Genomic DNA, 11,426 nt, shown 5'->3' with positions numbered 1-11,426 from the left:
CGTCCGCTTTAGCGCCTCGGCGCCCTATCCCGCAACGCGGGCTTCGATGTCAGGCACCACCAGGCGATAGCCGAGGCCGCGCTCGGTCTGGATACGGTCCTGGCCAATCTTGCGGCGCAGGCGTCCGATGAACACCTCGATCGTGTTGGAGTCGCGATCAAAATCTTGATCATAAATATGCTCGACCAGTTCCGTGCGCGGCACAACGCGGCCCATATGGTGCATCAGGTAAGACAACACGCGATATTCATGCGCCGTCAGCTTCACAGGCTCGCCATTCACACTGGCGCGGGCGGCACGTGTGTCGACCACCAGCTTGCCAGCCTCCAGCGTCGCCGCGGAATGGCCTGCCGCCCGGCGCAGCAACGCGCGCAGACGGGCCAGCAATTCCTCTGTGATGAACGGCTTGGTCAGGTAATCATCCGCGCCGGCATCAAAGCCTGCCACCTTCTCGCTCCACGAATCACGCGCGGTCAGGATCAGCACGGGGAAGGATTTGCCATCGGCGCGCCATTTCTTCAGAACGCTCACCCCGTCCATCTTGGGCAGGCCAAGGTCCAGGATCACGGCGTCATAGGGCTCTGTATCACCCAGGAAGTGGCCGTCCTCGCCATCTGCCGCCAGGTCCACGGCATAGCCGGACTGCGACAGCACATCCGCCAGCTGGCGGCGCAGGTCTGCATCATCTTCAACTACCAGGATACGCATTGGAACGTCCTTTACAAATCTCGGGGTAATGTCGGGTCAAGCGCCTTGCCGGTCAAGGATGCGGCCCGTGCGGGCGTCGACAATAAAGCGCATCTTGCGGCCATCCCCGGTCATCCAGTCAATGCGGTATTGCGGGTTGCCACCCCGGTCGAACAGGTCCGCGCCCAGCTGATAGCCACCATATTGGCGCTTCAGGCTCTGGAATATCTGGCTCAGCGGCACGGTTTTACCTTCGCGCACAGAGTCGCGTGCCTGGCCGGGGGACCAGGAATTCTTCCAGTCCTGCGCCATCGCCGGAGGCGTCAGGGCCAGACCGATAGTCAAACAGAGAGCAAAGAGCCGTTTCATACCCTGCCGTATAGGCAGTTAGCTCTGAATGTTAAGTGAACGCTGGCAGTCAGTTTTGTTCAGGCTTCAGGTACCAGGCCGGGCTGGAAATTGTCATCCGCACAACACGCATCGGCCTCGGCATGTTGAATCCCGCCTTCGGGTGGTTGAAATCGCGGACGCTGCCTTCCTGGCCCATGGTGATGTGGACCTGCGGCACATCGAAATAACCAAGGCCGCTACCCTCTGGCCGGGGCTTGATGAAGCGCATGTTCACACTGGTCGACCGGTCATCCATTTCATAGGCCATATCCGTCTGCAGACAGGGCGCCAGCCACGTCATGACGGACGTCACCTTCGCGTCGAATGCCGTGGCATCCGCCATCATGATCTCGGCATCCTCCGGCTCTTCCGGCATCTCGCGGATCACGCAGACATAATCCGTCGTCACCTGGCTGCGGATGCTTTTATTGTCTGAAAGACGGTCATCCTCCAGGCGGCAGGAATCAAAGCCGTCCAGAACCTCATCCCCCGTGAGCGCCAGGTCACGTGCGTGCCAGCCAATAGGCAACGGATACTCCGCCGTCAGCGGGCGCTCCTGCTCCAGACGGCTGACCACTTGCTTCACCTCGGCGCAATCGGCATGGGCCGCACCTGGCCGGACGGCCAGCAGCGTCACCGCCACCATCCCGCCCATGGCCAGCGCTTTCACATTGCGAACATCCCGGCTCATTCGCCTGTTCCTTCCACCTGCTTCTGGGCCTGCACTGTCACTTTCCAGCCGGGCGTGGTGCCCCGCGTGCGGCCGAAGAAGGGCGTGAAGCTCTTTTCCACATATAGCGGATAGGCTCTGAAATCGCCGGTCTGCTCTTCCGGCTCCACCGGCTCGAAGGTCGTCTTGTGATAGACCGGGTGATCAGAGCTTTCGGTCTCGATCTCAGCTGTCCAGCCATCGCCCAGGCAGGTTGTGATCTGGTTGACCGCTTTCTGATAGGCCGCTTCGGCCAGTTTGCCGTCGGCTTCCTCATCCGTGGTGCCGGCTTCAAACATCGTGCAGGAATAGGTGTAGATTGAGGTGTCACCGCCAAAGAAACCGCGCATGGCGTTTACCCTGCACGCCCCGCCCAGCGTGGATTGCCTGGACTCCCAGCTATCCGGCAGTGGCGTTTCTCCCATCATGGCCTGCTCGCCCGTCAGGCTTTTGAAGGGCGGGCTTTCCTGGCGACCTTCCATCATGGCGGAGACCTGTGCGCACGGATCATCATTTGCGGCGGTTTTGGTCTCCCCACACGCAACCAGCATGGCCACAGGCAACAAAAGCAAGAGTCTCATCCGGAATATTCCTCGAAGAAATGAACTGATGAGAAACCCTAGTGGCGCGTTCCCCCGCCTTCATCCCCCTTGGGGGGCATTGGTGCCAGAAACCTGTTGCGGCTGAAACAGAGCAAGCAGGCTCCCTATCGGCCCGGCTCGGCCACATCAAGGCCGGTCGAGCTGTCCACCCGGCGGGAAACATCATCCGACACGATGACATAGCCCAGTTGAACGCCTCTCATCACGGCAGCCGTCCGATCAAAGACGTTCATCTTCGACATAAGCTGCTTGGTACAACTCGCCACGGCTTCAGGGCTGAGGTTCAGCTCTTTTGCAATCCCGATATTGCTGAGCCCTTGCGCCATCCAGTACAGCACATCCAGCTCGCGGGTCGAAAAGCTCAGCATCTTTTCACTCTTCATGCCGACCTTCCGGTAATAGGCGGCAAAGGAGGCCATGGCGATCACATGGAAGCCATTGACGTCTACAGAGTCGATGCTGTCATCGCCCGGTGACATGCTGGCCCCGATCATGGCCACACGGCTGTGCGGACCAAACACAAGCGTACAGATGCCCTGACTCATGTCCCAGTCCTGCAACTTGTCCAGATAGGCCTGCTCCTCAGGGCGCAGAGACAGACCGGGCGGCAGGTGATGCCAGAATAGCGGGCCAGGCTGCAAGGCCGTTGCGCCAGGGATCGGGTCGACAGACCGAAACCCTTCACGATAGCTTATTTCCCATTCACTTGAGAAACCAAAGCTCAACAGGTTGCGGCCGCGTGTGCGGTCATTACTGATCGGCCCCAGATAATAGGTCCTTGTAAGGCCTAAATCAGCAAGCGCAGCATTTGTCGCCACGTAGATTTCAGGCGCCGTTGTTGCGGCAAAAATCTTGTCGATGGCATCACGCACACTCACCCTCCAAACCGGAACAATTTCGTATGCTAGTTGAGTGCCTGTCAGGATACAAGCCCGCTTGCATCAGCCCCCAAGCAGCAACAAGGTCGTGGCATCAGAAGAGATGCCCGCCTGCAAGGCGTACAAATGATCCAGAAGATTCAGTGTCGCCTTGGCGTCATGGCATCGGTCATCAATGTAGAACCAATAGTCCCGATATTGCACAGCAATCGTGGCACTTGCCGGCTTTTCTTTGGAAGACTGCACGGCAAACAGGCCGCCATTGATGTCATGCCATCCACCAGGGGCCCGGCAGGGGTCTGTCGACTGAGCATCCACCGGCAGGGCAGACCGGGCAATCTGCTTGTGCTCTTCCGGAACATGTACAGATTGCGAGAGTGCAGACATCACCCCAAGCACAGACCGTCCGCGTGCGGCATAGTCCCCAAGCGAATTCCCGCGCGTGGAAATCTCGGTAATGTAACGGTCGCCGGAAATCACGCTGACATCAGACACCCAGTACCGGCGGAAGAAATCCGCCAGTTGCTGGCCCAGATCAGACGTGCGCCGCCATTTCAGGATCACGCGTGGTTTGCCGTCACTGTTCTCATCGCTCTGATCCGGGTCAATTACCTGCACGAACAGATCGCCCCGCTCCTGCAGGGAACTCATCAGGCTGGCGAGTTCGCGAAAACGCGCATTGTCCGGCATCACCGGCGGTGGCGGCCCAGCAGCCGCGCGCGCATTTTCCAGGTCCCCGATGCGGGATACACAGCACAGCATCAGCCGCTCCACGCTCCAGCCCGACTGGCTCATCAGGAAGATCGTCGCCGGCGGCAGCGGCTGCAATACTTGCTGGGCATAGTCAGACCCGCGCAGCGCCGAATAGGCAATCGTTGGCTGGCTGCTCATATTGGTGCCGACATTGCCGTTCAGCACCTGGTCCAGGTCCTGCCCGCTGAGAGCGATCGCAGAAGACAGCCCGCCATTCACCTGGGTGTTGTCTGTGGTGGTGATGCGCTCGGCATCCACGAAACTGACAGGATCATTATACCTTAAACGAACAATATTCAGCAGCAACTGCGTCTCGCGCGCTGTCGACAGCGCCTCGGAATAGACCAGCGTGTCAGACGCAATCGGGGCAATCGGCCGGTTCGGATGCGTACATCCGGCCAGGGCGGTGATGGCAAGGCCCGCCATGGCCAGTCTGCCTCTGGAAAAAATCTTTCTCCGCGCGCGTCCTGCCATCGCCTGCCTCTTCAACTCTACACCATAACGCCCTGCAATCTGCATGGCTGGCTGCAGATCACTCACCTAACCTTAGGCCAAAGCCGGGGCGCTCATGTCAACGTTGTTCGGTAAATTTCCTGTAGAAAGGTCGGGAGAGGCAGTTGGTTACTACCCCTCCGCCCATTTCTTGAGGCTTTCATCCTTGGGGTCATCCAGCACGATCTCCAGCCGCGCATAAAGATTGCCGGGCGGGGTGGATTGCACCCCCTTGCCGCGCAGGCGCAGCTGAGAGCCGGTATTGGAGCCCGCAGGCACTTTCAGCGTCACCGTGCCGGAAGGCGTCTTCACATCCACACTGCCGCCCAGCACAGCCACTTTCAGGCTGACCGGCACGCTCATGCGAATATCCTTGCCGTCCCGCTCCCACACTTTACTGGGTTTGACTTCAACCTCCAGCATCGCATCTCCGGGTGGACCGCCATTCGGGGATTGCTGGCCCTGACTTTTCAGGCGCAGCGTCTGGCCGCTCTCGATGCCGGCCGGAATGTTCACATCCAGCGCCGTGCCATCGGCCATGGTCATGCGGCGCCGTGCACCGGTCACGGCATCTGCGAAATCAATGGAAACGCGATAACGCACATCGCGACCCTTCATCGGGCCGGCATTGCGCCGTCCGCGTCCGCCAAACATGCCGGACAGGATATCCTCGAACGGGTCCCCCTGCGCGCCGCCAAACGGGTCACCACCACGCGATTCCCAACGGAACCCGCCATTGGGCGATCCACCAGGGAAGCCACCACCGCCGCCGCCAAAGCCGGCCGGGTTGCCGTCGCCATCAATCTCGCCGCGGTCGAATTTCGCGCGCTTTTCCTTGTCGCCCAGAATATCCCAGGCTTGGGAGACGCGCTTGAACTCTTCCGCTTTCTTGTTGTCATCCGGGTGCAAATCGGGGTGCAGGGCTTTCGCCTTCTGCCGGTAGGCCTTCTTGATCTCGGCCTCGCTGGCTTTGCGGTCCACGCCGAGCACCTTGTAAGGGTCAAGAGCCAAGGTCGGTTATTCCTTCTGTTAGAGAATCTTCTATCAGCCCTCAATTAGGAAGTCCCGAGGCGTATTGAAACCCATGGGCCGTACCGACCATCCGCGCCAATCGCCGCAATTCGCGCCGCCACAGCGCCAGATGGCACGTCTGCATGGGCTTCAGAGACAGTGATTCCGCCAGAAAAACCGCTTCCGCTATCGGCCTGCACCGCGAAATTCCCGCTATTTGCCCCTTCAGGCAAGGCCCAGCTTTCCGGCAGGTCGGCCCCGCGCCGCGTCCAGCTGAGCTCGCCCCCGCGGGCTTTCAGATGCGCTACGGGCCAAGGCAGCCCCGACCGGTCCTCAAAGGACAGCATCTCGGCCTCGTCATCGCCCGCCGCCTGCCAGATCAGATCCAGGCCGATCTCCTCAGGCCCAACGCTTGCCTGCACCACGGCGCCGTCCAGCAGCACGAGACGCGCCCCTGCCTCTGCCGCGCCCGGCACACTGCCGCGTTGCCCCCTCAACAGGCCCAACAGCCGCCATGTGTCCTGTCCCACCAGCACGGCCTCCTGAAACTGCATCAGCTCCCAGCCCTGATCCGTCTCCAGCAGCGCGGCATTGCCACCGCCCAGCACCTGCAGCTCCGGCAGGCTCGCAAACTCCCCGCCGGGGCAGACCAGTTCCAGCGCGTTTGCCCGGTCCCATCGCCCGACCGGCCCGGCCTCGCACGGTGCCGTCAGCCGCCCGATCACAGAGGGCCGTGTCAGCCGCGCCCGCTCCGTCATCGCGCCGGCCTCCAGCCCTGCCTTCACAACCACTTCGCCCGGCCACGGGTCCGCCCACGCGGCCACCAGAGGCCCTGTCCCGTCCGCCTGCGGAATACCAGGCGCGTCGATCACCACCAGATCCACATTGCCAAAGACAGGCGCAGGCGGTGGCAGCGTGCCGATCTCTCCCGCCCGCACAGGCGCCGCGCCGGAGACATCCTCCCGGCAGGTCAGCGTGCGCACCATGCCCCGGTCGCTGATCTCGGCAATCCGCCAGACCGGGCCACCATCCACACGCACGCCATCCCCCGGCTCCAGCGCCAGCCCGGACAGCGGCAGGCCGCAGCTTGCGCTCTCCCGGCTTGATGCCGCCTCCAGCAAGGCCCGCGCAATCGCCCCGGCCCGTGTCCGGCCCAGCGCCAGCGGCAACTCCACATCCTGCACCAGACGCGGATCACCGCCTGCCAGCCGCGCCTCCGCCATGCCAGGCTGATAGTCCGCCTCAAGGTCCACATGCGTCAGACGCAGCCGCGCGGGTGCCTTGTCCAGCAGCTTGCGTGTCCGCCGCAAACCGCCCTCCACCAGCGCGGCGGTCTCCACCTCCATGACGGGGCCATCGCCCGTCATGCGGAACACCAGCCTGCCATCCCGCTCCACGCAGTCGAATCCGTAGGCGGATCGCAGCGCCTCCAGCGCCGCCCGTACCGAATGCACCCCCTCCAGCGCATAGCCTTCAAGAATACCGGAGAGACCACTTGTGCTGACATCCTTCACGCCGCCGCGCGCGCAGATATCTGCCACCACGGCCGCAAGCGTGGTCAGGCCGCTGCGTCCGTTCAGCCAGTGCCCGCGCGCCCAATTGTCTCCGTCGCCCCACACATCATCGCGCAGTGGCCAGGCCGGAAAGGGCCGCCCGTCCCAGGCCCAGACATAAGCCGCCTCGACCAGCGGGTTCGCCTCCCAATAGGGCAGCACCGTCGCCAGCGCCCGCCGCTGGAACACCTCGTCCCGCGCTCCACTAGAATAGGGCGGCAGCGCGCTGTCGATGCTTTTAGGGTCATAGAACACATTCGGCGCATTGCCGCCCTTATCGACCGCCGCAAAGCCGATTTCGGACAGGCGCACCGGCTTTGCCCCCGGCACCCAGCCCGTCGGCGTGGTCTGCCGCACACCGCCCAGCCGCTCATGGTGGTAGTGCCCCGCCCAGCCTGCAATATCCTTCTGCCGATAGATCCAGGGCTCACCATAAGCTCCATCAGTAATGGGTGTACGGATCTGCGCCTCCCGGTCTGCCGGGTTGGCGTAATACCAGTCATACGCCTCGCCGCCCGTGATCTGCATCGCCAGATAATCCGGGTCATCCGCCGCGCCATAGCCTGCCAGCGCGTCCAGATGGGCCTCGCCGTCGCGCCAGTCACCCATTGGCGGATACCAGTCCACCCCGACAAAATCGACATTACTGCTCGCCCACAGCGCATCCAGCGGGAACAGCACATCGCCGCCACCATCACCCGCCGCATAGGCGCCATACTCGGTCCAGTCCGCCGCATAGGAGAGTTTCACCCCGGGCAACAGCGCCTTCACCTCTGCCGCCAGCGAGACCAGCGCCTCGACAAACGGAAACGCCCCCGCCTCATCGCGCACCTGCGTCAGTCCGCGCATTTCGCTGCCAATCAGAAACGCCTCAACGCCGCCTGCATCCGCCGCCAGCTGTGCATGATGCAGAATAAAACGGCGAAAGCCATTTGCTCCGTTCACGAAAGCATTGACCTCGCTACGCGCCGCCGCCGTGCCATCTGCACTCACCCCAATCCGCCCGCGCCAGGGAAAGCCCGGCGTATCCATGAACAAGAAGGGCGACACCGTCACCTTCATGCCCCGCGCCACCATCTCGCGGATCGCGCTGACCACAGCCCGGTCCGCCGGTGTGCCGCCATAATTGGCATTGCCCTCCGCATCGCGGGAAATCAGATATGCATCGCCGCGGGAAATGCCCGCCACCTCCCATGCATATGGCCGCGTCAACCGCTGCCGCGTCTCCACACCGGGATGGATCTCGCACGCCCCCGCCATCACATTCGTGCCGAACCAGCCAACCGTCAGCGCCACATGCTTTGCCCGCGGCAGGGCGGCTTCCATCTGATCCAGCCCTACCAGAAAATCCGCCCGGGCCTCGCCAGACCAGGCGTTCAGCGCCCGCTCTTGCCCCGGTACTGTCCGCTCCCGTACAATCTCTGTCGCATAGACGAACTCCCCGGATGCAGGGATCATGTTTACGCCCGTCACAGTCTCCGCCAGCCCGGCCTCTGCCCCGCCCGGCGGCACGCGCTCCACCTCGAAAGACAGCTGCGGCAGGCGGTTACCGAACGCCTCCAGCGGCAAATCCTCGAACACGATATAGGCCGTGCCGCGATAGGCCGGTGCCTTGCCCGCGCCCTCGATCATCTCGATCAGCGGGTCCGGTGCCTGCGTCTCGTCTCCGCCATAAACACGGTGCACCGCACCGGACAGGTCAAACGGCTCTCCATTCGCCCAGGCCCGCCGCACTGCCAGCACTGGCCCCTCGCCTAGCGCCACCGCAAAGCTGACCGAGTAGTCATACTCCGTCATCTTTGGTCCACCTTTACTGCTGGCCCGGCGGGTCGTCTTCGTCTCATGAAAGCACGCCGCCCAGATCACTTGTCCGCCTATCCGCATCCGGCCGTAGGCAGAGGGAACGCCTGCGCCCTCGCGCGCCTCCATTACGGGCAGGGCCTTGATGCGCGGGCCTTCCTGCGCCGGGGCGAAATAATCGCTCACCGCCCGCCCCGCCAGATTGCCCAGCGCCCGCCCCAAAGACCCGCCAGACACTTGCCGCCCCAGCAGGTTCAAGCCCTGCGGCAGCGCCTGCTGGCCAATCGCCCGGCCTGCTGTCGAAAATACAATCTGCGCCATGCCTTAATCCTCCACGCCTGGAAAAGCGAACGCCGCCACCGCCCGCCTCTGCCACCAGGGCACCAGCCGCGTCTCCACCACAGCCCGCCCCCAATAGGCGTGCACCAGCGTGCCCTCCCCCGTCAGCACGCCGCAATGCTTTGCCGGCACACCCGTTGCCATACGGAACACCAGCACATCGCCTGCCCGCGCCGCACCTAGCGCCACCTCGTCCAGATGCCGCCGCGCCGCTGTCAGCAGCGTCTCTTCTCCGGTCACTTCCGCCCAGTCCGGTGAATAGGGCGGCACCCGCTCAGGCTCCGACCCGACCATTTCCCGCCACAGCCCGCGCACCAGGCCCAGGCAGTCACAGCCCGCGCCCTTCAAACTCGCCTGATGCCGGTAGGGCGTGCCAATCCAGCCCCGCGCCGCATGTACAATCTCTGCCCGTCTCATCGTTTGCCCCCATCATTGCCGCTGGCGGCGGGCCCCAGTAGCACAAAGTCCGCCCCCGGCAGATGCGGGAAGCCGCGAAAATTCTCGGCATTGCCAAACACGGCTGTGCAGGTCGCGAATTGCTGATCACACGTCTGCCCCGGAAACGCCGCGGTCTCCACGCCGCAGCGCGCATCGCCCAGCACTGCGTCGCAGGCCTGCGCATAGACACGTCCCAAGGGCCGCTCCAGCTCCGCCTTCAGGCTGACCAGTTCCGCCTCAAAGCCCGCCGCCCCCCGCGACACCTCACTCAGTCGACCGCTCCAGACGTGCACGAACAGATCGGGCCGCTCCCAGTCCGCACGGATCACATCCACATTCGCCCCATCCCACAGGCCGCTTGCAAGGTCTGCCTCTGTGATCGCATCATGCGCCAGTGCCCCGCCCGTCGCCGTATGGCCGGGGCGCAAATCCGCCGAATGGGAAAAGCTCGCCGCTTCCACCGCCGCGCCCGGCTGATAGGTTACGCCGTCCACCTCAAGCGCCCGGTCATGTTCCGTCACCGCCAGCTCAAATCCGTCCGCCCGGCGCAGCCGCCAGCAGAGGCACGTTGTCGCCGCCCCGCTCGCCAGCCGCGCGGCAAACTCTGCTTCAATGATCCGCATACCCTACCCCGCCAGCTCGACCAGCGGCACACGCAGCGCCTTGCCCGCACCAAAGCCTTCCAACGTGATGTCCAGCCGGTCGGTATCGAACCGCACTGCGCAGTCAAACCGGAACCCCGCCGTCACCCCTGCGCCATTTGGCGGCGCACTTTCCAGCGTCACAAGGCCCTGTGTCACATCCACACTGAAGGGCACTACCTCGCCGTTCACCGCCACCAGCACTGTGCCCGCCACTGGCTTGCCGATATGCCGCGCATAGTCGCCATAGGCTTTCAACAGTTGAAACTCCGTTGTCGCACCATCTCCCGTACCGATCCGCTGGTCGCCTTCAGAGGGCACCTCGCCCACAGCGCAGGACCGGTCATCCATCGCATCCCGAAAGCGAAAACCATGCAATCGCCCGCGCCGCGCCTCAAAGAACTCTGTCAGCGCCTGCAGCGCGTCCAGCTTCAGCGCCGCGCTGCCCACATCCCAGCGCCTGCGCGATCCGGCCCACACCGCATTACGCGCTTCGCCGCCGCTCGCCAGCGTCACCACGTCCGTGCGCCGCTCCGGCCCGCCCGTCGCGGCCAGCGCCAGCGGCACGGGAAAGCTCACTTCATGAAAATTCGCCAAACTCACAGGAACCGGCCTCCCCCCGCCACAATCCGCGCCAGCAACGCACTCATCGCGCCCTGGCTCTCGCGCCCGGCAGGCTCCTCCGTCCCCGGCGCATAGTTCATGTTCAGCGTCACCGCCTGCCCCGCGCTCTGGTTCAGCCCAGCCATCGCCGTCACGCTCTCTGCGGCCACGCGCGCAAGGTCCCGTAAAATGCTCTCGGCCATGCGCTCAAAGTTCAGCTCGCCAGAGCGCGCAGCCTGTCCCAGCGCTGTCTCGATGCTCTGCCCGGCACGTCCGAACGCCGCCTCCAGCGCTTCGGCCGCCTGCATACCAGGCCCCTCCGCCAAGGCCTGCAGCGCATCCCCTGCCGAGGCGAGATTGTTGTCGAAGTCTATCATCTAATGCTCCTCTCTTCTGCTAAGCCCTGAAAGCCCGCGCCCGTGCTTCGACTTTGCTCAGCATGAGCGCTCCTAAAGCAGGACCTCATCCTGCTACGCTTCCCGACTCATCGTGCCCCCTTCCAAACTCATCCTGAGCGAAGTCGAAGGATG

Annotated in this window: 12 protein-coding genes; all 12 read right to left on the bottom strand. The window is 63.5% G+C overall.

The genetic code is table 11. The features are described 5' to 3' along the window. Nucleotides 1–24: 24 nt before the first annotated feature. Complete coding sequence (locus tag HY2_RS07020; protein WP_034826092.1) at nucleotides 25–708, bottom strand: response regulator transcription factor; 684 nt, start codon at nucleotides 706–708, stop codon at nucleotides 25–27. Nucleotides 709–744: 36 nt separating this feature from the next. Continuing rightward, nucleotides 745–1,056, bottom strand: coding sequence for a PepSY domain-containing protein (locus tag HY2_RS07015; protein WP_051594816.1), 312 nt, complete (start codon nucleotides 1,054–1,056; stop codon nucleotides 745–747). A 49-nt stretch (nucleotides 1,057–1,105) separates the two neighbouring features. Continuing rightward, complete coding sequence (locus HY2_RS07010; protein ID WP_034826090.1) at nucleotides 1,106–1,768, bottom strand: hypothetical protein; 663 nt, start codon at nucleotides 1,766–1,768, stop codon at nucleotides 1,106–1,108. Further along, a complete protein-coding gene (locus HY2_RS07005; RefSeq protein ID WP_146617178.1) occupies nucleotides 1,765–2,367 on the bottom strand; it encodes a hypothetical protein in 603 nt (200 codons plus the stop codon). The genes HY2_RS07010 and HY2_RS07005 overlap by 4 nt, the downstream gene beginning before the upstream one ends. 125 nt (nucleotides 2,368–2,492) lie before the next feature. After that, on the bottom strand, nucleotides 2,493–3,260 hold the full coding sequence (locus tag HY2_RS07000; protein ID WP_034826085.1) for a helix-turn-helix transcriptional regulator: 768 nt from the start codon (nucleotides 3,258–3,260) through the stop codon (nucleotides 2,493–2,495). Nucleotides 3,261–3,329: 69 nt separating this feature from the next. Next, on the bottom strand, nucleotides 3,330–4,445 hold the full coding sequence (locus HY2_RS06995) for a hypothetical protein (RefSeq protein WP_146617177.1): 1,116 nt from the start codon (nucleotides 4,443–4,445) through the stop codon (nucleotides 3,330–3,332). 198 nt (nucleotides 4,446–4,643) lie between these two features. Then, nucleotides 4,644–5,522 carry a DnaJ C-terminal domain-containing protein gene (locus HY2_RS06990; protein WP_034826082.1) on the bottom strand — a complete coding sequence of 293 codons (879 nt, stop codon included), beginning with the start codon at nucleotides 5,520–5,522 and terminating at the stop codon, nucleotides 4,644–4,646. A 44-nt stretch (nucleotides 5,523–5,566) separates the two neighbouring features. Next, on the bottom strand, nucleotides 5,567–9,196 hold the full coding sequence (locus HY2_RS06985) for a baseplate multidomain protein megatron (RefSeq protein ID WP_034826081.1): 3,630 nt from the start codon (nucleotides 9,194–9,196) through the stop codon (nucleotides 5,567–5,569). A gap of 3 nt (nucleotides 9,197–9,199) precedes the next feature. Beyond that, complete coding sequence (locus tag HY2_RS06980; RefSeq protein WP_034826080.1) at nucleotides 9,200–9,631, bottom strand: NlpC/P60 family protein; 432 nt, start codon at nucleotides 9,629–9,631, stop codon at nucleotides 9,200–9,202. Next, nucleotides 9,628–10,275 (bottom strand): DUF2163 domain-containing protein, encoded by a 648-nt coding sequence (locus tag HY2_RS06975; RefSeq protein WP_051594815.1) that lies wholly within the window; start codon nucleotides 10,273–10,275, stop codon nucleotides 9,628–9,630. Before HY2_RS06975 ends, HY2_RS06980 begins: the two co-directional genes overlap by 4 nt. A gap of 3 nt (nucleotides 10,276–10,278) precedes the next feature. Then, nucleotides 10,279–10,890: a phage distal tail protein, Rcc01695 family gene (locus HY2_RS06970; RefSeq protein WP_034826079.1), complete on the bottom strand. Its 612-nt coding sequence runs from the start codon at nucleotides 10,888–10,890 to the stop codon at nucleotides 10,279–10,281. Nucleotides 10,891–10,892: 2 nt separating this feature from the next. Beyond that, nucleotides 10,893–11,273, bottom strand: a complete 381-nt coding sequence (locus tag HY2_RS16740; protein WP_051594814.1) for a phage tail tape measure C-terminal domain-containing protein — start codon at nucleotides 11,271–11,273, stop codon at nucleotides 10,893–10,895. Nucleotides 11,274–11,426: the final 153 nt, after the last annotated feature.

It is taken from the genome of Hyphomonas pacifica, from assembly GCF_000682675.1.
In the GTDB taxonomy this organism is placed as follows: domain Bacteria; phylum Pseudomonadota; class Alphaproteobacteria; order Caulobacterales; family Hyphomonadaceae; genus Hyphomonas; species Hyphomonas pacifica.
Note: the sequence above shows the minus strand (reverse complement) of the source record. Positions and strands in the feature narration are given on the sequence as shown.

Excerpts from the sequence above, each read along its gene's own strand:
- HY2_RS07020 (WP_034826092.1), bottom strand. The coding sequence starts at position 708 with ATGCGTATCCTGGTAGTTGAAGATGATGCAGACCTGCGCCGCCAGCTG.
- HY2_RS07015 (WP_051594816.1), bottom strand. The coding sequence starts at position 1,056 with ATGAAACGGCTCTTTGCTCTCTGTTTGACTATCGGTCTGGCCCTGACG.
- HY2_RS07010 (WP_034826090.1), bottom strand. The coding sequence starts at position 1,768 with ATGAGCCGGGATGTTCGCAATGTGAAAGCGCTGGCCATGGGCGGGATG.
- HY2_RS07005 (WP_146617178.1), bottom strand. The coding sequence starts at position 2,367 with ATGAGACTCTTGCTTTTGTTGCCTGTGGCCATGCTGGTTGCGTGTGGG.
- HY2_RS06995 (WP_146617177.1), bottom strand. The coding sequence starts at position 4,445 with ATGGCGGGCCTTGCCATCACCGCCCTGGCCGGATGTACGCATCCGAAC.
- HY2_RS06985 (WP_034826081.1), bottom strand. The coding sequence starts at position 9,196 with ATGGCGCAGATTGTATTTTCGACAGCAGGCCGGGCGATTGGCCAGCAG.
- HY2_RS06980 (WP_034826080.1), bottom strand. The coding sequence starts at position 9,631 with ATGAGACGGGCAGAGATTGTACATGCGGCGCGGGGCTGGATTGGCACG.
- HY2_RS06975 (WP_051594815.1), bottom strand. The coding sequence starts at position 10,275 with ATGCGGATCATTGAAGCAGAGTTTGCCGCGCGGCTGGCGAGCGGGGCG.
- HY2_RS16740 (WP_051594814.1), bottom strand. The coding sequence starts at position 11,273 with ATGATAGACTTCGACAACAATCTCGCCTCGGCAGGGGATGCGCTGCAG.